A 24,921-nucleotide genomic window follows, 5' to 3' on the forward strand; every position below is an offset into this window, starting at 1 on the left:
TTGTCGAGCAGCGACGTCAGCGTGGCCATGGCGCCGCGCTGTTTCCTTGTCCTGGGCATCCGAGGTGTCCTCTCCCTGGGGTCGCGGGATTTCACGCCATTGTCCGGCACCCTCCGAACGCGGTGAGGACGGCGCCCATGGTGTGTCCGCGTCAGGAGGTGGGGCTCTCCGAGGGGGCGTCCGGCTCGGTGGGCGGTTCCTGGGACCACCGCACCACGAGGGGCCAGCCGTCCATGGAGGTGTCGTGGTAGCGCGGGAACGTCTCCTTGGTCTCCGTCACCGTCCCCTCCTCCAGGTCCACCCGGAACCACGCCTCCTCGGTCTGGAGCAGGATGCCGTCCCTCTCCGGTGCCAGCGTGTACTGCACGACCGGACTCGAGACGTCCTCCAGTAGCCGAGTGACGCTGTGACCCTGGCCCTCGACCTCCAGCAGGTAGGCGCCCTGAGGGCCCTCCCCGTCGCCGTCCGGCCGGAGCAGGGCCTGTTCACCGCCCCAGACCGGTGCGTCGTCGAAGGTCTGCCACTGCTCGCCCCCGGTGTTGAGGGTGGCGTTCACGACGGTGCCGTTGGTCGAACGCACCACGAGGCTGCCCTCGCCGCCCGCGATCTGCTGGGTGGGGACACTGTTACGGATGTGCAGGGAGCCGTCCGGAGTGATGGTCCAGTCGCTGGGCCGCTGTCCCTCACCGAGAGCGAGGCTGCCCTCCTGGTTGGGGGTGCCCCCGGGCGCCTCCAACGGGACCGACTTGACCTGCGGCGGCTGCCCCTGGCCCTGCGCGGAGACGTACCAGAGCCGTTCCCCGTGGATCACCGGGTCCGACAGCTTCTCCTCACCGGAAGCCTGGATCGTCTCGACGGGCTGGTAGGTGAACTCCTCACCCTCCTCGGCTTCCTGGGGGTCGGTCAGACCCGCCAGGTGCACGGCGTTGGGTTCGTTCGTGACGAAGGCGAAGTACTGCCAGTCCTCGGAGAACCGCTTGTGCACCGGAACCGCGGGCGCCATCGGGTCCACCGCCCCGTCGGGCAGGTCGATCCGCTGGAGGGGAGCGCCGGTGTCGGGATCGTGGAAGACCAGCACCTGCTCGGTCTCCGGGTCGCCGCCCTCGAACCCCCGGTGCACCAGGGCGAGCCCCACCAGACCGTCCTCGGTGAGCGCCTCGACCGTCTCCGGCTCGCCGTCCGAGGACCCGGAGGAGGATTCGCACGCCGTCACGGCGAGGAGGCACACAGCAGAGGCCAAGGCGAGTGAACGCCGCATGGATCGCCTTTCGGGGGAGCGGAGCGGGGTGGTTCCAGGGTGTGGGATCACCGGAGACACGTCACGGTTCTCCCCGATCCTCACGTTATCCGGAGGACGCCGGGCGCGTGGGGCCGACTAGTCTCCGTCACCGGTCGCGGAGGGAGAGGGCTCCCTGACCAGATCAGAGTCGGGCGACGGCGAGGGAGAGGGCGACGGATCCGCCTCCTCTTCCTCTTCCTCCTCCTCGGCGGCTTCCTCCTCCGCCAGGCGGTCGGCCTCGGCCTGGCGTTCGGCCGCGCGGGTCGTGCACACCTCGTCCGACGCCCCGGAGCCGCCGTCGACGACCACCACGGTGAAGCAGTACTCGGCCTGGGTGTCGTCGACGTTGATCTGAGCGGTCACCGCGCCGGGGCCGGTCCGCGCCAGGGTCGTGGGATCGTGCCCCTGCCTGCCGCCGACGACGAAGTACGAACCGGTGCCCCCGGTGTGGTCGGTCCAGGAGACGGTGACGGCGCTGAGGGAGTCCTCCAGTGAGACCCCCGAGGGCGCGTCGACCTCGGGGAGCGGCGAGGGAGCCGCCACCGGCTCGGGGGTGGCCTCCTCCTCGGCACCCTCCGCAGCGGATCCCGTGGATTCCTGGACCCCCTCGGTCTCGGCCGCGGCGACCTGGGGCTCGGAGGCGGTGGTCGCACCGAAGGCGCTGGCCGTGACGCCCATGACGAGGACACCGCAGACGGTCACCGCGATGTGCAGGTGCTCGCGCCAGCGCGGCCGCCTCGGCGGCTCGTGCGCCGTCGGCTCCCACACCGGGCCGTCCTCGGCCCTGGGCTCCTCCTCGTCCACGGGCAAGTGGGAGTCCTCGGCCACACCCGACCACCCCTTCAGGCGTGACCAGGTGACCAGAGGAGAGATCTCCTCGCCCCTGAGCCGGGCCATGGCGATGTCCGCCGTGGTGTTCGCGGAGTTCTCGGGGACCGCCCCCCGCGCGGCTCGTTCGGCGGGAGTGGGCAGAGAGCGTTCGACGGGTCGCGGCCTCTCGGGCTCCGGGGGAGCGCCGGGGGCTGGAGCTGAAGAGCTGCCGAACGGTGTCTGGGGCCCGCTGAGGGGGGCCGCAGGTCCGCTCAGCGGATCCTGCGGACCGGCCTCTGCTGGCCCTAGCGGTGTGTGTGGGGCCTGCGGTGCGCTCAGAGGCGCTTCGTAAGGCCCGCTGGGCGGTGTCTGCGGTCCGCTGGGCGGAGCCGGGTGCTGGGGGCGCTGACCGGAGGGGGCCGCGTGGCCGCCGGTCCCGCCGGGCACCTGCGTCACCGGGCGCGAGGTGCGTGCCTGTTCGAAGGCGGTGCTGAACTCCGCCATGGTCGAGTACCGGTGCTCCGGGTCCTTGGCGAGGGCACGGGAGAGGACGCCACGCAGTTTGCGCGAGACGTCCTGGCGCGGCATCGGAGGCGGGGCGTCGTTGAGCACACGCCCGGCGTAGGCGTGCGGCTCGAAGGGGCCGTCGGCGGCGAAGGGCGCGCGTCCGACCAGGAGTGTCCACACGGTCGACGCGAGCATGTACACGTCGGAGGCGGGGCTTCTGTGCTCACCCCTCAGCGCCTCGGGCGGTGAGTGGACGAAGGTCTCGGATCCCGGCGACGGCGGCGCCAGGGGCTGCCCCATCGGCTGGGTCACACCGAACCCCGTCAGGACCGGGGTCCGTCCGGCGCGCAGGACGTTGCCGGGGGCGGTTCCGTTGTGGGTCGAACCCCGGGCGTGCAGAGCCCCCAGGGCTACCGCGACACTCCGCGCGACGGCGGAGGCCTCCAGGATGGGCGCGGGCCCCATCTTGGACAGCATGTCCGCGAAGGACCCGTCCGGGTAGTAGGGCAGTGCCACGAACACCTCACCGGTGATGGTGTTCCCCGCGTCCACCAGGGGGACCACCCCGGGCACGGAGGACAGGTCGCGCAGCCACTCGAGTTCGGTCCGGCCCTCCTCCGGGGAAAGGACCTTGAGGACGACGTCGGCCCCGCTCGTGGTCCTGGTGGCGCGCACGATCCGGGCCCGCAGGCCCTGCCGGACCGGGCCGGCGATGTCGTACCCGGGAGCCCACGACGGGGCGGATGCGGAACCGGACACGGGAGTTTCGCCCCTTCTCGTGGTGGTGGGTGGGTCAGGACCGGTGCGGCAGCAGGGGAGCTTCGTCGACGAAGGCCGGAGCGGACTGCTGGCGGTACTGCCCGATCCCCCGTTCCTCGTTCACCCCCTGCTGCCGCTCGAAGGCTCCGATGAGAGCGATGACCCCGCAGACCAGGGCGGTGAGGATGAGTCCGCCGATCACGGCCGGCCAGACCCTCTGCCGACGCCGCCAGTAGCGGCTCGACCCGTAGAGGATCGCGGAGCGCAGCTGGCGATGCCGCAGGGCGTCGGCCTGGAGTACGTACTTCTCCTCGTCCGGCGTGTAGTGGAACGCCTCGGGGAGGTGCAGATCCGGGTCGGGCGGAGGCGGAGAAGAGGGTACGGCGGTAGACATCGTCGCTGAGCCTACCGGAGGAAGATTGATTCGAGTTTGCCGTGCATTCCGCGCATCTTCTCGATCACCTCGTCGTTGGAACCGACGAGGTTCTGGAAAGCACCCTGAACTTCCTCGTATTTGGCGGAGAACTCTTCGTTGTTGGACATGGCGCTTTCACGGCCCGCGCCTTCCCAGGAACCGAAGGTGCTGTTGGCGGTGGTCATGAGTGCCTCCATGATGTTCTCGAAACGCCCGTGGGCGTCCGAGAGGTCCATGGAGGTGTTCTCCATTGAACTGATCCTGCTGAAGTGCTCGTCCGACATGTCGTCTTCCTCTCAGGCCTTGAACTTGACTACCGAATAGCTGAAGGGGATCAGCCGTTCACACCGCGCGCCAGGGGATCGATCTCGGCCGCGGCGGCGGTGTAGGTCTCCTCCGCCTCGCCGGAGATGCGGTTCAGCTCGGCCTGGGCGTCGGACAGGTTCATACCGTTGGTCTGGCACCAGGTCATCAGCCCGCTGAAGGCGTCCACCAGGCTCGCGCCGGCGGAGCTGAAGGGGGCCTCGGGGCCGCGCAGGCCCTCCGGGATCCCCTCGATGTCACCCACGAGGTTGCGGATGTCCTGCGTCATCGCGTCGGCCTGGTCGAGGGTTCCCGTGCTGCCCTCGCCCATCGCGTTGACGTTCGATAGATCGAGATGGTCGTTGCTCATGGTCAGTTCCTTAAGGGGTGATGGGGATGCGACCGCCGGGTTCAGGGAGAAGACGGGACACCAGGGACGTCTCGTGTCGGTCGGTGTGGACGATAGTCAAATCGGTGTCGCCCGGTCAACGAGGCATGTTCCTCGCGGTGACCGGTTTCTCGCACTCGTTCCCGTCCGAACGGCGCGGGCGTGCTCTTCGGCCGGTCACGTGGTCAGTCCTCCTCGATTCCTCAGGCGGGCGGTTCGCTCCACCCCACCTGGAGTAGTTCCGGACGTTTGCCGCGCAGCGCGAGCTGGGCCCGGCCGGCGGGGAGTTCCTTGGAGGCGACGCCGTTCGAGAGGCGCCCCTCGCGGCGGTCCCCGGAGAAGAGGATGCCGGGAGAGGCCATATCGTTCATCGCCTGTGTCACCGGTTCGAAGAGAGCCCGCCCGGCCCCGCCGGTCCTCCGGGCCGCGATGATGTGCAGCCCCAGGTCGGAGCCCTGGGAGATGAAGGGCGCCAGGGGCGCCAGGGGGTTGTTGCGCGTCCCCAGCATGTCCATGTCGTCGACCACGATGTACAGGTCCAGGCCCTTCCACCAGCTGCGCTCGCGGAGCTGGCGAGGGGTCACGTCCGGTCCGGGCAGCCGTTCCTTGAGGGACTTGGCCAGGCTCTTCGCCACGCCCGCGGTCTGGTCCGCGTTGGTGCAGTAGGAAAGCAAGTGGCTCTCGGGGACCAGTTCGAGGTGGCTCCGGCGGAAGTCCACCATCACCACGCCGATCTCCTCCGGGGAGCGCTGGATGATCTGCTTGACCATGCCCCGCACGAACGCGCTCTTGCCGGTCTTCGGGTCGCCGAAGGCCAGCACGTGGGGGTCCTTGGCGAGGTTGGTCCTGGCGGGGCTCAGCGTGCTCTCCGCCAGCCCCAGGACCAGCTGGTTGTTGCGCCGGCTCATCTTGTGGGCCTTGATGAGGCGGTCCAGCTCCACCTTCTCGGGGAGGGTCCTGACCCCCTGGACCGCGTTCTGCGGCCACCGCTCCCGGACCCGCTTGGTCAGGTCCGCGATGCCTTCGGTGACGTCCTCCGTGGTGGTGAGGGAGTCGACCCGTGGCAGAGCGACCTGGAAGTGACGCTCGTCGGCGCGCATGCCGCGCCCCGGGGTGTCCTTGGGCAGGGTCTCGGCGACCCTCCTGGTGAGGCCGGAGTCCATGGGGTCGCTCAGGCGCAGCTCCATACGGCCACCGAAGAGCGCTTGGAGACGCGACCGGATCTGTGTGTTCGAGGCCCCGGTCAGGATGGTGTGGATACCCAGTGAGGGGCCCCGCGTGGCGATGTCCATGAGCAGGTCGTCGGCCTCGTCGAAGTCCTCCCGTACGGCGGCCCAGCCGTCGATCAGGAGGAAGATGTCCCCGATGGTGCCGCGGGGGACGGTGCCGTCGGCCCGCGCCTGGCGCAGCGCCGCGGGTGAGTCGAGCCGGTGCTTGCGCATCAGCTGCTGCCGCCGGTCCAGCTGTGTGCGCACGTCGACGAGCACGCGCTGGACGCGCTCGGGGTCGGCGCGGCCAGCCACACCCGCGACATGGGGGAGGTCCTCCATGGCCTGGAGGGCCCCGCCCCCGTAGTCGATCGCGTACACGGCGACCCGGCCCGGGGGGTAGCGCCAGGCCAGCCCGGCGATGAGGGTGCGCAGAAGCGTCGACTTCCCGGACTGCGGGCCGCCCAGCAGGACGATGTTGCTCTCTCCGCCGGTGAAGTCCAGCTCGGTGGGCACCACCTTCTGGTCACGGGGGATGTCGGTCAGGCCGATGACAGCCCGGACCTCCGACGGCTCCGGTTCCACACCCTCGCCGTCCATGCCTTCGGACTCGCCCATGTGGTTCAGGACGGTGTCGAGCGGGAGCGCCTCGGGCAGCGGCGGCAGCCAGACCGGGCGCACGCGTTCGGCTCCCGAGTCGACGATCCGGTCGATCGTGACCTGCAGTGTGGTCCTGGACTCCTCCTTCGGACCGGCCTTCTCCTCCTTGGTGTCCGACGAGAGGGAGTCCATCAACGAGGAGAACAGCGAGGAACCGGTTCCCAGGGCCTTGTCGAGCCCGTTGTAGGAGAGCAGCGGGAGGACAGGGACCTCCTTGCCCTCCTGCTCCTCCTCCGGCGCGGGCGGCACGTACGGCTGGGAGACCATGGCCGCCTTGAAGCGCTCGAATACGGAGGTGTCGACCTTCAGGTAGCCCGAACCCGGCTCCGGCGGCAGGTGGTAGGCGTCCCCGACTCCGATCGCCTCACGGCTCTCGGCCTCGGAGAAGGTGCGCAGGCCGACCCGGTAGGACAGGTGCGACTCCAGGCCCTTGATCTTGCCGGGTTCGAGGCGCTGGGTGGCCAGCAGCAGGTGCACGCCGATCGAACGGCCGATGCGGCCGATGGCCACGAACAGCTCCGCGAAGTCCGGGTGGGCGGTCAGCAGCTCCGAGAACTCGTCGATGATGATGAGCAGATGGGGCATCGGCTGGAGGGAGGGATCCTTCTCCCTGGCCGCCTCGTAGGCGTGCAGGTTCGGCAGGTTCCCCGCGTCCTTGAGTACCTGTTGGCGCCGGGTGAGCTCTCCGAAGGTCGCCTCACGGAACCGCATCACCAGTGAGTCGTCGTCCGCCAGGTTGGTGATGAGCCCCGCGCTGTGCGGAAGCCGGTCGGTGTCGGCGAAGGTCGCGCCGCCCTTGAAGTCGACGAGGAGCAGCGCGAGGTGCTCGGGGTCGTGGTTGATCACCAGGGAGGCGACCAAGGTCCGGAGCATCTCCGACTTGCCCGAACCCGTGGCGCCGACCACCAGCCCGTGCGGCCCCATGCCGCCGAACGCCGATTCCTTGAGGTCCAGGAGGACGACGTTGCCCTGAGGCCCGACACCGATCGGCACTTTGAGGTAGTCGCCGGTACTGCGCGGACGCCACGTTCGCCCGGTGTCCAGCTCCGCCACGTCCGGCACGCCGAGGATCTCGGGGAGCCCGACGGTTTCGTGCATCGCGTTGTCGCCGTCGGCGGCGGAGATGCCGAAGGGCGCCAGGATCCGGGACAGTGTGGTCAGGTGGGCGACGCTCGAACGGTCGGCCCGCCCCTTCAGGGGGCTGCGCTCGTCGTCTTCCTCGTCCCCCGTGCCGTCGGTGTCCTCGGCCAGGTTCCCCTCCGAGTCGATGGTGAGCCGGAGGTCGACCCCGTCGGGCTCCTCACGCTTATCTCCGACCAGCGCGATCACGTGGATGCCGAGATCGGCGAGCGAGGTGGCGGGAGCCTGCGCGGCCAGCCCCGACAGCGTCGACTGGTGCTCCCCGTCGACGATGACGACCAGACGCCGCGTACCGGGGCCCGGCGCCTGCTGGCGGCGCCTTTGCAGGTCCACCGTGCGGGCCTCGATCTCCTCGGCGAGGAGATCGGCCATCTGCATGCTGTTGACGGTGACGAGGCGGGCCGGGAACGGGCCGTCCTGGGCGTCCTCGAAGGTGTTGTGGGGCAGCCACTTCAGCCACTCCCAGTGGGCGCGCAGCCGTGCGTCGCGTGCCACGCCGACCCGCAGGTCGTGCGGGGAGTGGAAGGCCGCCATCTGGGCTACGAGCGAGCGGGCCAGCCCGCGGCCGGCGGCGCGGTCGCCCACGATGGACACCACGCCGTGCTCGCGCAGCGGGATCACCAGCGGCATCTCGGGGACCTGGGCGTAGAGGTCGATCAGCTGCTCGGCCGCCCCCTGGCAGACGGGGTCGTAGACGACCAGCGGGTTGGAGGTGTCGACCTTGAGCTGGAGGCGCCGGGTCAGCGGGCGCAGGCCCGTACCCGCCCGTACTTCCAGGAAGTCGGGATCGCTCGCGCGCCTCTCCCACCTTCGGGAGCGCGATCGCGCCGGCGCGGTGAGCAGTTCGGGGTCGGGGTGGCGGAACGCGTTGTCGGACCGCTGCGTGGAGGCCACGTCCCGAACGATCTCGCGCAGCTGGTCCAGGTAGTCCAGGTACCGTTCCCGCTGCTCACGGATGCGTTTGCGGGGGCCGTTGTACTGCGAGACGAACATGATGATGCCGACGATCACGCTCGCGATCATGATGAGCACACCGGCCACCGCCATCAGCGGACGGTGGCCCATGGTGATGGACATCAGCAGAGAGCCCGAGCCGGTGATGATCGGCATGATGATCATGGCCCCGGAGCTGCCCGCGGGGGCGTTCTCCGGGATCTGCGGGGGAGTCGCGATGACCAGGGACCGATCCCCGGGGGACTTGGGGGTGGTACGCGCGGGTCGCGGGACCGATCTGGTCGCCACAAGCTCTCTCTCTTCCGTCCACCGATGGGGGCACTGGTGTCTGAGTGGCCACGTTCAGGATAATCTCGCGATCATCATCAACCATCCCATTCACGCATGAGAGATCGTGAGTGGGACCAAACCCAGCGTAGAGAACAAAGGAATCCCTGGTGTGAGCGGATACTGCCGAGTCACGGTCACCGGGCCGACGAAATGGGCTGATCTCGCCCTTCCTGGAACGGTTCCCGTCGCGACGCTGATGCCCCGCATCATCGAGGTCTGCGTGCCGGAGGACGGCGGGACCGACCCCGGCGCCTGGACGCTGAGCACGATCGACGGCGATCCGATCCACGCCGACACCCCCCTGGAGAGCGCGGGCGTGTACGACGGCGACGTGCTGACACTGCACCCCCGGGGGGCTCCGGCGCGCAGGCAGAACGTGGACGACGTCCGCGGCGCGGTCGAGGACGAGGTCGACGAGCACGCGTGGATCTGGAACCCCACGACCACGCTCTCCTTCGGCCTGGTGGTCTCGGCCCTCGGGCCGCTGCTCATGCTCCTCCTGCTGATGTGGCTGCGGCCCTCTCCCGGCCACCTCGCCGTGGGGGCACTGGGAACCATGTACACCCTCGCGTTCATGGTGTTCGCGGCTCGCCGGCCGCTGCCGGTGGTGGCACACCTGCTGTTCTCGACGGCGTGCGTGTGGGGGGCGGTCACCGCCCTGCTCGTCGGAGGTCTGCTGAGCGGGAGCGACCCCCTGGTCAGAGGGGCGTTCGCGCTCTGCGGCGCGCTCCTGGTCGCGATCGTCGGCTGGGCGCTGGACCGGACCGGGCTGGCCTACATCGCAGGGCTCGCGGTGCTGACCCTCGGGGCCGGTGTCCTGGTCGCCGTCGGCATCTTCGTCGAACCGGTCCAGGGCGTGCGCTCGATGGCTCTGGCCCTGGTGCTGTGTGTGGGCGTCCTGCCGCGGAGCGCGATGGTCATGGGCGGGCTGTCCGGGCTCGACTACGAGGTCGGGCGGTCCGGCCAGGTGAGTACCGGCCGGTTCGAGGAGACCTTCGACAACAGCGACCGGCTCCTCCTGGGCATCATCACCGGTGCCGGTGTGAGCTCGGGCCTGGTCACGGTTCTGCTCGCCTACTACGCCCAGACCCTCCCCGACCTGCTGCTCTGCGGGCTGATGGCGGTGCTGCTGCTCCTGCGGTCCAGGCTCTTCGACCGGATTCGCCACGTGCTGCCGCTCCGTATCTCCGGGGTGATCGGGATCGGGGCGACCGGGGTCGCCGCCATCGGCACCTACCCCGTCCTCGGTCCGTGGCTCCCCTTCGCCGTCCTGGTGGGCGGTGTCGTGCTCGGGATCCTGAGCGGGGTCCGCCTGACCGACGTCCCCAGGGCGTCCCTGCGTCGCCTGCTCAACTGGACCGAGATCGTGGTGGTCATCGCGATGCTCCCGGTCTTCGCGTGGGCGATGGGCCTCTTCCAGTTCGTTGGCGAGCGCACGGGAACTTTCTGACCCACAACCGCATCTTTCCCCCCGATAGAGAGGAGTTGGCCTGTGAGTCTCGATGAAGTCAGTGTGAACACCTGGGCCGGCATGAGCAGGGCCCAGGAGGCCGAGGCCATGGCCGAAGCCATGGTCGGGCTGTCCGACACCTTCGAACTGCTGATGGGTGAGGCGATCGACAAGGCGGGCTGGATGCTCCGCCCGGGCTTCTACACCTTCGAGCGCGAGAACGCTCCTGACATCGAGACGCTGCAGGAGAACGGCAAGGAGCTGGCCAACGGCATCCAGGGCGGGATCTCCCGCGTGGTGGAGACCGACTACGAGGCCGACGAGACCTTCCAGGGCGCGTGGAACGACATCCCGGACGTCAACTTCTGACGACTGAGCGGTTGACCCCGTTCCTCTGACGATCCTCGGTACCCGTGAACCGGCCGGGGGCCGCGGCCGCGAGCCGCGAAAGCGCGGCCGAGAGGCCGCCACTGATTCATTCCTGGGTGGCGAGACTGTGGGTGGAGAGCATGAACAGCATGAGGTCGGTGACGGTCAGCGCGGGTGGCGGCGCTGTGACGGCTGTGGAGGTGAGCGGCCAGTCCCAGCAGTTCAGCACGGCGTCGTACGTGCTCGTCATGAACGGCGATCCGGATATCTACGCCTCCCCGCTCGAAGGACTGGCCGAGGAGCTGCACGCGTTCACCGCGCGCATCCTCGGCCGGGCCAACGACCTCCACGGCTCCTTCGACGACACGGCCCAGCAGTTCTCCGAAGTCCTGAAGTGGAGCATCGAGAACTTCTCCGAGGATGACCAGGCCCTGTGGTCCGACGTCTCCGCGAACATGAGCTTCTGTGCCGCCATCGTCGAGAACTGGAAGGACACGGTCAAGACCTACAAGGACGAGCGCCTCCGGATCATCAACAGGTGGAACGAGGAGGCCCCGACGCTCGCGGCCGACCTCGACAAAGCACCGCCCATGATCCAGTTCATGTGGAACGACTCTCCCGCCGAGGCCGCTGAGAAGGCCCTGGAAGCGCTCAAGAACGAGCTCGAGGACGAGGAGTCGACCGCTTACCGCCTGCTCAAGGACACCGGAGACCAGCTCTCCGACGACCTCAAGAGCGGGCCCACAGTCGAGGCCGTGGGGCGCCTGATGGAGGGCGGCTACGTCACCTGGTCGCAGTTCAACCTCGGCGGTTCGGTCTCCGACCTGCCCGAAGACGTCGACCCGGAAGAGATGGCCGAGAGCATCGTCCCCTACGTCAACGGGGACAAGGAACTCGACGACGACTACTACGAGATGCTCGCCGTCCTCTCCGGGATCGGATGGCGCGCCGAACGCGCGAACAGCGGCGACGGCGAGAACATGGACCCGGCGGACATGGAGTTCCTCAAGGAGTTCTACGACCAGCTGGAGGACTCGATCGGCGTCGCCGACCTGGCGCGGCTGGCGCCCATGGACGAGTTCATGGGCGCGGAGGACGCCGCGCCCCTGCTGGCCGCGCTCGGCACCGGCATCCTCGTGCTCAGCGACCAGCGGCTCAAGCACGGGGACGACTCCGTTCCCGGCGGCTACCACGACCTCCCCGCCAGCGTCCGCGCCGCGGTCGAGGGCGACCCCGACTTCGGGATGCGCGACATCGACTGGGAGGCGGTCGGCAACCTGTTCGGCCATGTCCCCGAGGGTGTCGAGGGCGGCCGGGGGCTGTCGCTGACCCTGGGGCTCACCATCGGCCACGAACTCGACTCCCAGGACCCCTACTTCATCTCGGACGAGAACCTCGAGCACATGCAGGCGGCCCTGGAGGTCGCCACGAGGAACACCGACGCCAACGCCGACATGATCTCCGGTCCCGGCGACTGGTTCGAGCACCCGCGCCTCGGCGACATCCACGAGGACGAGAAGCGCCAGGCGGCGTTCGAGGCCATCCTCACGCGCGAGTGGCCCGACGACGGCGCCGCGGCGAGCGGCTACACCGACTGGATCCTGGAGGCCAAGCAGGAGGCCGGGGACGACTCCCGCGCCGTCGACGAGGTGGCCAAGGACCTGATCGAGTTCCTCACCGACGACGAGCGCTACGAGCGTATGACCGACCTCACAGGCGGCATGTACAGCGACCACTTCGGCCAGAGCGGCCTGTCGTTCACCCAGGTCAACAACGAGATGGGCAAAGGGCTACTGGGCGTGTACGGGGCTTATGTGGATGCCTTCAGCCTCAACCCTGAGGATGAAGGCAGGGTCACTATCAGTGAGTCCAATGGGGCCCTGTTGATGGGGATTGAGGAGCGAGAACGTTTTCTCGAGTTCGTCGCGGGCGACGAGGAATCTGCAGTTGCTATGGTGGCCATTACTGAAATGTACATTGATGGTCTCGTGGAGGGGATGTTTTTCGACGGTGATGAAGAGGTTAGTGCGAGGAATGCAGGGGAGCACGCGAATCGCTTGAACGAAGTCGTCAACCAGGCTCTTGTGAGCGAAGCGCACAGCAGGACCGAGTCCTCCGATTCTCATCTCCTGGATGAGTACGAAAGGAGAAAGGCCGGACGGGAGCTGTTGGTTGAGATGGTTTTCAAGCCTGGCGAGCTGATCTCCACAAAGAACCCGGTTGGGCAACTTCTGATTGACGACCTTCTTTCCTCTGTGAAGGATTCCGTGACTGCTGCTGCGACCGATTCCGTGTCGCTTGAACTCGGTCCGGTGGCTGAAATGAACTCACAAGCGGATTCCTCTATCGCGGCGAATCATATTCGCGCTGGAAGTGTGATAATCGACCATTATATCGCCGATGGTGATATTGAAGAGAGTCGGTTTGATGACTTTGAGCACCTAGAATTTCAGGACGGTCACGTCGTGATCTCCGGATACGAGAATCAATTTCGTTCGGACGTACAGGACGAGATTGACGAACTCCTGGCCGGTGTCGGTGACGGGAGGGGAACCGAGCTGCTCGAGAGCTACTTAGAGCACTACCACCAGACGAAGACGGACGGGACCGGTGGTGAGAAGCCGGAGGCGGACGTGGAAAGACCCGATGGCGAGGACAAATGATGGGGTCGTGGTTGCGCTCTTGGTGGTTCCTGGGGGGTGTGGTCCTGGCGGTAGTGGCTCTGTTTGGAGCCTGGTTGTTGCCAAGGGATGACGTGCGAGTACGGCACGAGGCCCCGGCGGGTGATTGGGCTCCCGGGGAGGTTCCCGTAACTGTCTCGGAACTGGCCTGGGAGTGGACCGCCGAGGAAGCTACAGGTGTGCCGAGGTTGTCCTGGCTTCCCGGCGGTGTACTCGTGGCTATGGAGGACGGCGTCGTCGCGTTGGACGGTGCCTCGGGTCGGGAGATGTGGAGCTACCTGGTGGAGGGGACCCGGGTGTGGACGGACGTGTCCCCGTCGGGAAACCGAGTTCACGTGCTCTTTCCGGACCAGCCGCAGGAGCGTCCTGAAGGGGACGACAGGTCCGCCGAAGGTCCGAACGGTGAGGACGGGAGTGAGCCAGTGCCGGGCCGCCGTGTGGTTCTGGACGGGGAGACCGGCGAGGTCGTCGGTGACCGCGAGGAGGAGTTGGCGGGCGACGTCGAGGAACTGCGTGGTGTCTTCGATATCGGTGTCGCGACGGACACCGGATCCCTGAGAGTGACACCTGAGCCGCAGTTGGGTGCGGAGATGCGTTCGGATGCGGACGGCGGAGTCCTCTGGCGCACCGAGGAGTTGTTCTCCTGCGGTGAGGCGAAGGTCGGGTCGGCCAGCACTCCGACGGTGTTCGAGGATGTCGTGGTGGTGCGAGCCGTGTGCGGATCCGGTGAAGCGCAGGTGACCGCACTCGATCTGGAGGAAGGGGCGCAGCTGTGGTCCAGGACGGGGTCCGAGAGCGAATTCCTGGCGCCGGACGGGGGTGTCCGCCGGGTGGGAGAACTGTTGGCCGTTCACGAGGGGGACACGGTTCCCAGCCCTGAGGGCGGAACACGTCATCAGGAGCGTGTGGTCCTGGACCCAGCCAACGGCGAGATTCTGGGCAACGGGCCTGATCTGGGAGACGACCAGGCCTTGGTCAAGACCCTGGAGGACGGCTATCTGGTGGCTACCAGGGGAACCGAAGAACGCGTCTACGACTACGAGAAGAGGGGCTTCGACGGAGAGACTCTGGCGACTACTGCCGGAGAGGCGATCCACACCTGGGCGATGAGTGTCTACCTTCTGCCCTTGGAGGAGAGCCTGGTCAAGTTGGAGCCCCGTTCTCCCCTGACGCGCGGGACCGACGTGGTTCGCAGCGGACTGACTGTGAGCGAGTGGGGGAGCGGCAGGGAAGCCGACGAGATCGCTTTGCCGAGGCCCTTGGACGGGGGACTCAGCACCCAGGAATCCTCTCGTGCCCATGACTTGCTGGGCGATGACCGGTTCCTCGCGGTCCCCGGAGCAGTGGCGCTTGTCGAGCGGACCGAGGGGGACGGCGCCGGAGCCACGGTTTTGGGGTTCCGGTGAATGACCACCACCAGGAACCCCGACGGGCGCGCTCGGGTCTGACCGATCCCTCCGGCCCCGTCGCCGCCGAAGAACGGGATTTTCCCGGTGCGGCCGCTCACGGCGCCAAGGTTGCTGGACCGGCGACGCATTTCGACCGTGTCCTTGATGGAAAATCCAGGGAGAGGAGAAACTGATCGAAATTCCGGGGATTTCTTCACTGAGTCGAATTCTGAATGGAAGCATTTCCAGGCATGGTGCGGGGGTTGTGGTCCTGTCCCTGGCACTGGTCTCGGTGACGGGATGCTCCGGAGCCGGTGAGGGAGACGCAGGCGACGCGGCTGAGGAAGAGCAGAAGGAGTACATCTCGCGTGTCTGGGTGATCGACACCGCCTGGACCCACGTGCTCGGGAGGATACTCGAGGGGGACGAGGAGGGCGTGGCAGTTCTGGGTGGCTCTGCCCAGCCGTTCGAGGAGCACGGTGGCAACGTGTGGGAGACCAATATCGATTTCCTGCTTGACTCGGGACTCCTCCAGGAGGCAGACGGCCAGTATCGGGTTGACCCGTCGTTGGGCATGGCTGAGGCTGGCCGGGAAATCTCCCTCGGGGGCGAGGAGATTCGCGACGCGGTCATGCGGACGTTGGAGGCCAGCCCGGTGACGTGGTGCGGCGAGGAGACGAACGGGCTCGATTTCGCCGATGCCTACTACACGGAGCACTACGGCGAGTTCGACTCCAAAAAGGAGTACGTGGTGAGCATTGGGAAGTACGTCGAGTGCGGGACGGCGCCCTAGTCCGCAGCAGGGGGCTGGTCGTTCTGGTGCCGCTGGTGCCCGTGTCCGGGTGTTCGCTTCTTGGCGGAGCGCGGGTGTCGCAGGCGGAGCACCGAGTCCATCCAGGCGAGGTCTCCTTGTACCCGGCACCGGATTCGGTCTCAAAGGCGGCCTGGGAGTGGGAGGCACCTGACGACCACGTGCTCAGGGATGTGCTTGCGGGCGTTGGGGGCGCTGTCATGGTCCTCACCGATGGAGTTGTCGGGCTGGCGGGTGCCACAGGCGAGGTGCTCTGGCGGTACCGGATCCCTGGCGGCTCGCTTGAATCGGCTGCGGTCACCCCCGAAGGGACGGTCGGTGGTGTTGGCCTACCAGACGGAGGACGAAGGCGAGCTCGACGTGGTCGTGCTGGACGCGGGAACCGGTGAGCACCAGGTACCTACCACTGGGGATGACCGTGGATGGACTTCGCTCCTGACCGAGAACGCGCGCCTGTCCGACACCGGAAACGGGGCTTTCGGCCTGTCCGCCGCATCGTTGGAGACCGGCGAGCCGCTCTGGGAGTTTGAGGAGGACATTCCGGATGAGGCAGGAGAGTTCCACGCGGGTGAGGTCGGTGTCACCGGGGACACTGTCGTGCTGAGCGCCGTTCTCACTGAGGACTCCCCAACGGAAGCGGGGTCTGGGGACGGCGTCGACCAGACCCTGTCAGCGGTCGGTCTCGACGCCGAAACGGGATCCCCCTGTGATGAGGCTCCTTCACGGCTGAAGAGGTGGAGCCGCCGCAGCTCACGCTCTCCGAAGACGGTCAGGCGCTCCTGCTGGAAGCGGGTGGTCGTGACTTCTCGGAAGTGGGGGAACAGTGGCTGTTGGACCCGCTCACGGGGGAGGAGCTGCCACGGCTGGTACCGGTGGACCTGTATCCGAACGAGGCGATGCTCCTCCACACGGAGGGTTCTCCCAACGCGGACGCCGACGCCCCGCGACTGGTGCCGGTACCCGGAGCCGTCGTCGTCACGGAGGAGCACGACCTCAGCGTTCGGGCGGTGGGGCTGATCTGACGTCCGTGACCGGACCATCGACGCGGAGCTGAGTCCCGTGGGGCTCCGGGTGTTGGCCTCACCCGATCACGCCGACGACTTCCAGAGTGTGCGGGTCGATGATGTCGACGTTCCCGTCCTGGTTGACCGCTGCGATCACCTCCGGGTGGAAGGCCACGGGGCGGGGCATGAGGCCGTCGTCGTCCTCCAGCAGGTTCTCGCCGGTCTCGACGTCCCACAGGTAGCCGTGGGTCTCGTTCTCCCGGTCGGTGCCCAGGTTGTCCGGGCCCTCCTCGGCCGCGAGACTCCAGCTGAAGTGGACCAGACCTCGTTCGGCGTCCATGCCCAGGTGGTTGACCCAGGCGTCGGGTGTATCGGCGTAGTCGCCGGTCGGGAACGTGGCCGTCGCAGCGCCTCCGGCCAGGTCGTACAGGATGATTTCGTCGTTGCGGACGAACAGGATCTGGTCCTCGCCGGGAACTACCGCGAAGTGCAGTTCGGTGACGTTGCGGATGGTCTGGAGCGTCTCCCCGCTCTCCGTGTCCCAGATCTCGATGGAGTTCCGAGTGTGGGCGGCCAGACGGGTCTCGTCGAGAAAGGCCACCTGGGGGACCAGGTCCTCGCCCAGAGCGGCGACGGCCTCGCCCGACTCCAGGTCGACCACCTCGACCGGAGTCCCGGTGCCCACGCCCACCCGGTTGCTCAGGGCCATCCGCCTGCCGTCGGGGCTGAACGCCAGATCCGTGACGGACCAGTTCTTCTGGCTTCCGTCCGGGAGCGGCTCCGGCTGCGGGCCCGGGTGGTTCGTGGCCTCGCCCGAAGCGAGATCGAAGGTCGTGGTGAGTCGGTACGGGCGCTCCTGGCCCTCGACCTCCTGGAGGGAGGTGGCGGCGATCACGCAACCGACCGGGGCGAACGACATCGGACCCAGGCCGTTCAGTTCCTCCACGGGTCGGGCGAGCTCCTCGCCTTCACGCCAGTCCCACAGGGTGAGGCCGTGGTTGAAGCTGCCGACGGCCAGGACGTCGCCGTCGGGAGAGAACTCCAGCTGCATGGCGTCGAGGTCGGTCACCGGTTCAGCCGGTTCGGGGAACGCTGACCCGTCCGAGCAGGTCGCCTCGCTGCCCGAACCGTCAGCGGCGCCTCCAGCCGGGGTCGCGCGGTTGAGCCACCAACTGGAGCCGACGGCAGTGAACAGGGTCAGGGCCACAGCTCCCGCGGTAAGGGCGATCAACCGTCTCCGGCCTCGGGGACAGGGGGTTTCTGGCTCGGCGGGGAGCATCCCGCGCATGCGCGCGGCCTCGGCCTCGATCACCGAGGCCAGCTCCGGCGGCCAGGGTGAGGCGGAGGCCGCTCCGCCCAGCATGCTCACGAGGTCGACCGAGCTGGGCCGAAGGTCGGCGTTCTCGCGCAAGCAGTCGTCGACCACGGCTCGGAGCTGGAGCGGCACCTGGTCCAGTCCGTCGGGGCCCTCCACACCACTGGCGGCGAAGCACAGGACGGCCGCCCAGGCGAACACGTCACCGGCCGGGGCACCTCCGCCCTCCATCGGGTCGAACACGCCCCGGGCCGAGCCGTCGCGATCGGCTGGTGGAACCAGACCGGGGTCGGCCAGCAGCGCGCGGTCGCTGGTCAGTAGGACGCCTTCGGGGGTCAGCGTTCCGTGGGAGCGCTCAGCGGAGTGCAGTGTGGCCAGCCCCTGGGCCGTGGCCAGGGCAAGGGTGTGCACGGCGGCGGCCGGGAGCGGACCGTGCGCCCGGACCAGTCCGGCCAGGTCCGCGCCGAACGGCGTCTCGGTGACCGCCCACGGCACGGGGGAGTCCAGGTCGGCGTCGAGTACGGCTGCCACGTGTGGGCCGCCCAGCCCGGACGCGCTCTCGACGCGTTGGAGGAAGTCGGCCCGTGTGGTCGGATCCGTGGCGTGCTCGGCGCGCAGGATGCGAACGCGGACCGGCGAACGCCCGGGCGTCGAACCCAGGTAGGCGTGGGTGTGGGCGTCCTCGCCCAGTTGGGCCAGAAGCTGGTAGGGGCCTGCGGCGGGGGGATCATGGGGACTCAGGGGACGCATGCTGCCTCGTCAGTGCTGTTCGGTTCGGCAGAACGTGTTGATGGTGGGCGATGGGACGGTGCTCGCGGTGCGGTCTCGTCGGAGAGGCGCCCAGAGGGAGGGGCAGGTCGAGGGACGGACAGGTCCGATCCTCAGCTGATCTCGTTGATCACATCGAGGGTCTCCGGGTCGAGGAGCAGCAGGGTGTCCCTGTCGAAGGCGGCGATGGCCTCGTCATGGGGGTGGACGGCCAACCGGTCGATGAGCAGGGTGTCTCCGGACGTCGTTTCCTCGCCGGTGGCCACGTCCCAGGCACGGCCGCCGGAAGGGCCCGTGGCGGTGGCGAACATCCCGGCGGAGTAGAGGGTCTCGCTGTCGCTGGAGAAGGCCAGGCCGGAGAAGCTGCGGTGGCCCTCGATCTCCTTGACGACCTCGCTCGCCTCGTAGTCGTACAGGGCGATGTCGCCGCCGCCCCGGTCCACCGCCATCAGGGGTTCGGTCGGGGAGAGGGCTGTCGCGTGCCATTCGGTGCCCTGCCCGGAGGTGCTCTCGGGAGCTTCCTCGACCAGTGCTGCCACCACTTCGGCTGTTCCCACGTCGTACAACACGACCCGGGGGTAGCCCTCCTCGAAGTCGACCTTCAGGTGGGCGCCGTCGGCACTGAACTCGGTGCTGGCGACGGGCGCGGACAGTTCCAGGGTGTGCGTGATCGAGTCGTCCTCGCGGTCCCACAGGTACAGGGTTCGCTGGTGATCGCCGTGGGTGACCACCACCGCCACCAACGATCCGTCGGGGCTGATCGAGACGGCTCGGTAGTCGACGACGTCCTCCAGTTCCCCTTCCACGTCGAAGAGCCCCACCCTCTCGTGCCCGGAGTCGAAGATCCCGACGGCGTCGGCGAAGGAGGCCGCCATGGTGCCGTCGTCGGCGAGATCGAAGGATACCGGTGCGGGATCGACCCGGTGCAGGAACCGGCCGCTCTTCCACTCCCAGAGGGTCATCGCGTCAGTGGCGCGGACGTACACGCCGGAGCCGTCCGGCGTGAACACCACGTCGCCGACGAATCCGTCGAACGCTGTCTCGCCGTCCCGCTCTTCGGCCGTCCCTTCCTGGTCGGCGGGGGCGTCGGGGGCCTCGTTTCCGTTCGTGCCGGTCCTCTCGCGGGCGCGCAGGTCGCTGGCTTCCTCCCTGGACGATTCCGGTGCGAACGCGATCAGGGAGACACCGGCGACCAGCGCCAGCGTGACGGTGGCCGCACCCGCACCGATGAGTCCGCCGTGCCCGGCCCTGGGCCGTGAGGACAGGGGCGCCGCAGCGTCCTGGAGTGGGCCGCCGGGAGCTGCCTCGTCGGCTTGGCGGGCCTCCTCCTGGTGGGTGTTGAGGGACTCTCTGACCTGCACGGGAAGCCAGCCGTGTTCGGCGGAGGGCAGAGGTCCCGCGGACAGCTCACGGACGATGGATTCGGCCGAGGGGCGCTCGTCCGGGTCCTTGGCCAGGCAGCGTGCCAGGACGGGTCGCAGGGCTTCCGGGACGCCGTCGAGGTTCGGGGACCGGCCGACCACACGGGGAAGCACGCTGATCGCCCGGCCCGCGCCGAAGGGAGGCTTGCCCGTGGCGGCGAAGACCACCACCCCAGCCAGGGAGAAGATGTCGCTCGCCGGAGAGCTCTCCCGCCCCCTGACCTGTTCGGGTGAGGTGTACATGGGTGTGCCGAAGCTCTGGCCGGTCCGGGTGAGGACGGTGCCCTCGACCGCCCGGGCGATCCCGAAGTCGATCACCTGCGGTCCGCGCGGTGAGAGCAGGACGTTGCTGGGTTTGAGGTCGCGGTGCATGAGGCCGGCGGCGTGGATCGCCTGGACCGCACTGGCCAGGCCGAGGGCCAGGACACGCAGGGAACCCTCCGGGAAGGGTCCGTTCTCCCGGACGGCCTCCTTGAGGGTGGGGCCGGGCACGTACTCGGTCGCCATCCAGGGCAGGTCCGCGTACGGGTCGGCGTCCACCACCCGGGGGGTGAACGGACCCACCACCATCTGGGCGGTGCGGACCTCGCGCGCGAACCTGGCGCGGAAATCCCGGTTTCCGGCCAGGTCCGCCTTGACCACCTTGACCGCGGCCAGACGACCCTCAGGGGTGCGGGCCAGGTGCACTTCGCCCATGCCACCCGCACCGAGGCGGGCGAGGAGCCGATGGGGGCCGATGTGGGAGGGGTCGGTGGAGGTCAGGGGCTTCACGAGTCCGAACTCCTCGGGTGGTGGGCGGCTGCTCCGGGCGCTACTCCGGGTACTCGTGCAGGACCTCGAAGGTCTCGGCGTCCACGATCAGGAGGCGCATCCGCTCGGAGGCCGGGGTGATGGTCGCGATGACCGTCCCCTCCGGGTGGAAGTCGAGCAGGGAGTAGAGCGGCACCCCGTCCTCGGTCAGCAGGTCTCCGGTGGCGGTGTCCCACACCCGGCCTCCCCTGACCGCGGCGCCGTCGTCGCCGCTGGCGACCAGCCGGGTCCCGTCCGGGGAGAAGTGGAGCTCGAACAGCGGGTGGCCGTTGGTCGGGGGAACCTCCAGGGGTGTGGTCTCACCGGTGGCGAGGTCGTACAGGACGTTGTCCTCGGGGCTGGTGGTGATGGCGAGCAAGGAGGGGTCCGTGGGGTGGAAGGCCAGGTGCTTCAGGTGGTGTCCCGTGTCGTCGCTGGGCATGGCGGGGAAGTCCTCGTTGGGCAACTCCAGGACGGGCTCCCGCGAGGCCAGGTCCCACACGGCCGACACCCCGGTGCCCGAGTAGTTGCTGACGACAAGCTGTGAGGCGTCCGCGTTGAAGTGCAGGTCACGGGCGTAGGAGTCCGTCTCGATCTCGAACTCGACCTCCTCGGACTCCAGGTTCCACACCTGGACGAGGGGCTGGTCCCCGTCGTCGGCCGCGCTGTCGCTCGAGGCGTTGACCGCGACCGCCAGGCGGGTGCCGTCGGGGCTGGAAACCGTCCGGCCCCAGTCCAGGAGACCGGGATCCTCCAGGTAGCGCGGCTCCTCCTCACCGGGATCCCAGAGCAGGACGGCATCGGCGAACGAGCCGACGACGGTGCCGTCGGCGCCGACCGTCAGGTGGCTGGGGCGCTGCTCGAAACGGCGGAGTTCCTCGCCGGTCCGCCAGTCGATCTCGACCAGGTGGTCCTGGCCGGAGACGTGGAGGCTCTCGCCGTCGGGGGCGAAGCCGATCCCCAGGAGACGGGAACCGAGGACATCGGACGGCACGGGCTCCTCCCCGGGGTCTGGTACCCCCGCGACGTCGTCGTCGGACCGGGCGGTCAGGAGACCAATGGTCCCGGCCACCACGACGACGGCCAGAGTCGCGGCCCCGGCGATGAGGGCGGTGCGGGCACGGCCGCCGGGTGGCGGGCCGTCCGCGGGCGGGCCGGTGGGGGCGGTCTCGGGGACGGCCGCCTGGTGGGTCCGTGCCAGGTGGGCGTTGAGCGAGTGGTTGACCCGGGCGGGGAGCCAGCCGTGTTCCGCGGAGGGCAGGGGACCGTGGGAGAGGACCCGGAGGAGCTCGTCGGCGCTGGGGCGTCCGTCCGGGGCCTTGGCGAAGCAGCGGGCCAGGAGCGGTCGCAGGGGCTCCGGGACGGCGTCGAGGTCGGGTACGCCGCCCACGACCCGGGACAGGAGCTCGGCCGTTCTCCCGGTACCGAAGGGCGGTCGGCCGCTGGCGGCGAAGACGACCACACCGGCCAGGGAGAACACGTCGCTGGAGGGCCCGATCCCCTTGCCCGTGATCTGTTCCGGGGAGGTGTAGGACGGGGTCCCGAAGCTCTGGCCGGTCCGGGTGAGGACGGTGCCCTCGACGGCGCGGGCGATGCCGAAGTCGATCACCTGGGGTCCGCGCGGTGAGAGCAGGACGTTGCTCGGCTTGAGGTCGCGGTGCATGAGCCCGGCGGCGTGGATCGTCTGAAGGGCGTTGGCCAGACCCAGTGCGAGGACCCGGAGGGAGGGTTCGGGGAAGGGCCCGTTCTCCCGGACGGCCTCCTTGAGTGTGGGGCCGGGGACGTACTCGGTGGCCATCCACGGCACGGCGGCTTCGGCGTCGGCACTGAGTACGGCCGGGGTGAACGGGCCCCGCACGCGTTGCGCGGTGCGGACCTCGCGGGCGAACCGGGCGCGGAACTCCTGGTCCCTCGCCAGGTCCTCCTTGACCACCTTGACCGCGGCCAGCCCTCCCTCGGGAGTGCGGGCGAGGTAGACCTCCCCCATGCCGCCCTCGCCGAGCCTGGACAGCACCTGGTGGGGGCCGATGCGGGAGGGGTCGGTGGAGGTCAGGGGAAGCACGGGTCAGCTCCTGGGGCACGGGTTGGGGTACCAGTCTGCCCGGGTTGGCGGGCCTTCCTCCTCCTGGCCCCGGAACCCGGTCACGTCAGCTCTCTGACCACCTCGAACGTGTCGGGGTCGATCAGGACCAGATCGCTCTCGACGGCGGTGACGGCGGCGAGGGTCCCGCCGTCCGGGTGCGGCGCGACCACGCTGTAGGCGCCGGCCCTCTCCTTGCCCTCGACGAGGTTCTCGCCGCTGTCCAGGTCCCACACGTAGGTCTGGAACCGCCACGAGCCGGGCCCGGTGCCCACCTGCCAGGTCGCGTACACGCGGTCCCGTTCGGCGTCCACGAGGAGCCTGGTGAGCATGGGGTCGTCGTCCGTCTCGAACTCCTCCCTGGTGAAGGAGGTGACCGCCGCCCCCGTGGTGTAGTCGCGGATGACGACCTGGTCGCCCTCGAGATACGCCACCTGCGTCTCACCCGGAACCACCGCGAGGCGCGTGTTGGAGGCCCCCGCCAGGGAGTGCGCCTCCTCACCGGTCTGCGCGTCCCAGACGTGGATCTCGCCGTTGCTGTTGGTGGCGAAGTGCCGCTCGTCCACGAACACGGTGCTGTAGTGCAGGCCGGGCGCCATGGGCTCGCCCGCTTCACCAGTGGCGGTGTCGATCACCACGGTGCTGGCGGTCTGGCCGGTACTGCTGAGCGTCACCGCCAGCAGGGCGCCGTCCGGCGAGAAGTTCATGGCCTCCACATCCCTCGGCTTCAGCAGCCAGCGCCCGCTGTCGTCCGGACCCTCCTGCGGTCCCAGGTGCTCGGTGGTGCTGCCGCCGGACAGGTCGTACGTGTGCCCCACCTTCACGGTGTGCTCACGGCCCTCGTACTCGACGGACTCGGCGGTGCTCATGGTGCAACCGACAGGGGAGAACTTCGTGTCGACTCCATAGGTCGAGTTCGTCATCGGCAGCGCGGTCAGCTCACCGGCGTTCCAGTCCCAGACCGTGAGCCCGGCGGAGGAGGCCGCGGTGAGCAGGTCCCCGTCGGCGGAGAAGGCGGGGTCCCAGTACTTGGTGTCCTCGGGCAGGGGTTCCTCGGGGACGGGGTACCCCGCGCCGTCCAGGCATCCGGTCTCGGAGACCAGCCCCGCCCCGGCCTCGGCGCCGGAGGCCTCGGGGTCCGGCGGGTCACCGCCGAGGTGGTGGCGGGCGTACACCGCCCCCGTCCCCGCGAGTACCACCAGTGCCAGGACACCAGCGCCCACCGCGAGCAGGCGGCCCCGCTTCCTGGAGGAGGGACCACCGTCCCCGGGGGTGGCGTCGGAGTCTTGCAGCATCGACGCCTGCGCGGCGGCGGCCGTGTCGATCGCCGCGCGCACCCGGGGTGACCACGGGGTGGGGTCGGCCGGGCCGCCCAGCATCCGCACGAGGTCGTGGGAGCTGGGGCGCAGCCGGGGGTCGCGCTTGAGGCAGGCGTCGATCAGCCCGCGCAGTTGCAGGGGCACACGGGCCAGTCCCTCGGGGCCCTCCACGCCGCTGGCCGCGAAGCACAGAGTGGACGCCCACGAGAACACGTCCGTGGCCGGAGCGGCCCCACCCTCGGGGGCGGCGAAGGCCGGGTGAGGAGCACGCTGCCGGGTGTCGCCGATTGCCCACTCCAGGCCGGGGTCGGCCAGAAGCGCGGTGTCGGCCGACACCAGCACGCCGTCCGGCCACAGGGAGCCGTGCGCGCGGTTCGAGGAGTGCAGACCTTCCAACCCCTGGGCGAGCGCCAGGGCGAGCGGGTGCAGGGCGTCCACCGGGAGCGGGCCGTGCCGGTTCACCAGCTCGGCCAGGCTGGGGCCGAGGGGCCGGGACACCGCGACCCAGGGCACCGCGCCGCGCGGGTCGGCGTCGCGGACTCCGCACACGTGCGGGCCCTCCAGCCCCCGCGCGGACTCCACCTGGTGCGCGAAGGAGGAGCGGAAGGCGGGGTCGGTGGCGTACTCCGGCCGGACCACCTTTACCGCGACGGGGTCGTCCGCGCGTGAGGCACCCAGGTAGACGCGCGCGTAGGCGTCCTCGCCCAGGCGGGCGTACAGGCGGTGGGGACCGACGGAGGGCGGGTCGTGGGGGTGGAGAGGGAACATGGGGC

Annotated in this window: 17 protein-coding genes; 6 read left to right on the top strand and 11 right to left on the bottom strand. The window is 69.1% G+C overall.

Translation table 11 applies throughout. The annotated features are described in order from the left end of the window. Positions 1 to 151: 151 nt before the first annotated feature. From BDW27_RS23840 to eccCa, 6 genes are all read right to left on the bottom strand, one after another. The gene (locus BDW27_RS23840; protein WP_110051839.1) at positions 152 to 1,258 is read right to left on the bottom strand and encodes a hypothetical protein; all 1,107 of its coding nucleotides are present in this window, start codon (positions 1,256 to 1,258) and stop codon (positions 152 to 154) included. A 117-nt stretch (positions 1,259 to 1,375) separates the two neighbouring features. After that, entirely contained in the window at positions 1,376 to 3,355 is a 1,980-nt protein-coding gene (locus BDW27_RS23845) for a protein kinase (protein WP_110051841.1), read from the bottom strand. Between the two features lie 34 nt (positions 3,356 to 3,389). Further along, positions 3,390 to 3,749 (bottom strand): hypothetical protein, encoded by a 360-nt coding sequence (locus tag BDW27_RS23850; protein WP_110051842.1) that lies wholly within the window; start codon positions 3,747 to 3,749, stop codon positions 3,390 to 3,392. 11 nt (positions 3,750 to 3,760) lie between these two features. After that, the gene (locus BDW27_RS23855) at positions 3,761 to 4,054 is read right to left on the bottom strand and encodes a WXG100 family type VII secretion target (RefSeq protein ID WP_110051844.1); all 294 of its coding nucleotides are present in this window, start codon (positions 4,052 to 4,054) and stop codon (positions 3,761 to 3,763) included. A 50-nt stretch (positions 4,055 to 4,104) separates the two neighbouring features. Beyond that, positions 4,105 to 4,443: a hypothetical protein gene (locus BDW27_RS23860; protein ID WP_110051845.1), complete on the bottom strand. Its 339-nt coding sequence runs from the start codon at positions 4,441 to 4,443 to the stop codon at positions 4,105 to 4,107. A 221-nt stretch (positions 4,444 to 4,664) separates the two neighbouring features. After that, positions 4,665 to 8,642, bottom strand: coding sequence for a type VII secretion protein EccCa (gene eccCa / locus BDW27_RS23865; RefSeq protein ID WP_255421512.1), 3,978 nt, complete (start codon positions 8,640 to 8,642; stop codon positions 4,665 to 4,667). Positions 8,643 to 8,862: 220 nt separating this feature from the next. On the opposite strand from eccCa, the gene eccD reads away from it, so the two are divergent. Next, positions 8,863 to 10,203, top strand: a complete 1,341-nt coding sequence (eccD, locus tag BDW27_RS23870; RefSeq protein ID WP_110051847.1) for a type VII secretion integral membrane protein EccD — start codon at positions 8,863 to 8,865, stop codon at positions 10,201 to 10,203. A gap of 42 nt (positions 10,204 to 10,245) precedes the next feature. Then, positions 10,246 to 10,572, top strand: coding sequence for a hypothetical protein (locus tag BDW27_RS23875; protein WP_233515903.1), 327 nt, complete (start codon positions 10,246 to 10,248; stop codon positions 10,570 to 10,572). 106 nt (positions 10,573 to 10,678) lie between these two features. Here BDW27_RS23875 and BDW27_RS27305 read toward each other — a convergent pair whose 3' ends face one another. After that, entirely contained in the window at positions 10,679 to 10,822 is a 144-nt protein-coding gene (locus BDW27_RS27305; RefSeq protein WP_158543603.1) for a hypothetical protein, read from the bottom strand. Between BDW27_RS27305 and BDW27_RS23880 the strand changes: the two genes are divergently transcribed. From BDW27_RS23880 to BDW27_RS23895, 4 genes are all read left to right on the top strand, one after another. Further along, complete coding sequence (locus tag BDW27_RS23880; protein ID WP_146223298.1) at positions 10,812 to 13,235, top strand: hypothetical protein; 2,424 nt, start codon at positions 10,812 to 10,814, stop codon at positions 13,233 to 13,235. The two genes, BDW27_RS27305 and BDW27_RS23880, sit on opposite strands and share 11 nt — an antisense overlap. Before the next feature lie 239 nt (positions 13,236 to 13,474). After that, a complete protein-coding gene (locus BDW27_RS23885) occupies positions 13,475 to 14,659 on the top strand; it encodes a PQQ-binding-like beta-propeller repeat protein (protein ID WP_233515908.1) in 1,185 nt (394 codons plus the stop codon). Positions 14,660 to 14,906: 247 nt separating this feature from the next. Then, a complete protein-coding gene (locus tag BDW27_RS23890) occupies positions 14,907 to 15,434 on the top strand; it encodes a hypothetical protein (protein WP_110051852.1) in 528 nt (175 codons plus the stop codon). Positions 15,435 to 16,186: 752 nt separating this feature from the next. Beyond that, positions 16,187 to 16,474 (top strand): hypothetical protein, encoded by a 288-nt coding sequence (locus tag BDW27_RS23895; protein WP_110051854.1) that lies wholly within the window; start codon positions 16,187 to 16,189, stop codon positions 16,472 to 16,474. A 58-nt stretch (positions 16,475 to 16,532) separates the two neighbouring features. On the opposite strand, the gene BDW27_RS23900 is transcribed toward BDW27_RS23895, so the two are convergent. The 4 genes from BDW27_RS23900 to BDW27_RS23915 all read right to left on the bottom strand — a co-directional run bounded on the left by BDW27_RS23900 (position 16,533) and on the right by BDW27_RS23915 (position 24,916). Further along, positions 16,533 to 18,521, bottom strand: coding sequence for a protein kinase family protein (locus BDW27_RS23900; RefSeq protein WP_110051856.1), 1,989 nt, complete (start codon positions 18,519 to 18,521; stop codon positions 16,533 to 16,535). A gap of 131 nt (positions 18,522 to 18,652) precedes the next feature. Continuing rightward, positions 18,653 to 20,731: a WD40 repeat domain-containing serine/threonine protein kinase gene (locus tag BDW27_RS23905; protein ID WP_110051858.1), complete on the bottom strand. Its 2,079-nt coding sequence runs from the start codon at positions 20,729 to 20,731 to the stop codon at positions 18,653 to 18,655. A 40-nt stretch (positions 20,732 to 20,771) separates the two neighbouring features. After that, positions 20,772 to 22,811 carry a WD40 repeat domain-containing serine/threonine protein kinase gene (locus BDW27_RS23910; RefSeq protein ID WP_110051859.1) on the bottom strand — a complete coding sequence of 680 codons (2,040 nt, stop codon included), beginning with the start codon at positions 22,809 to 22,811 and terminating at the stop codon, positions 20,772 to 20,774. Positions 22,812 to 22,891: 80 nt separating this feature from the next. Further along, positions 22,892 to 24,916, bottom strand: coding sequence for a protein kinase (locus BDW27_RS23915; protein ID WP_110051860.1), 2,025 nt, complete (start codon positions 24,914 to 24,916; stop codon positions 22,892 to 22,894). Positions 24,917 to 24,921: the final 5 nt, after the last annotated feature.

The organism is Nocardiopsis sp. L17-MgMaSL7 (genome assembly GCF_003182025.1).
Taxonomy (GTDB): Bacteria; Actinomycetota; Actinomycetes; order Streptosporangiales; family Streptosporangiaceae; genus Nocardiopsis; species Nocardiopsis prasina.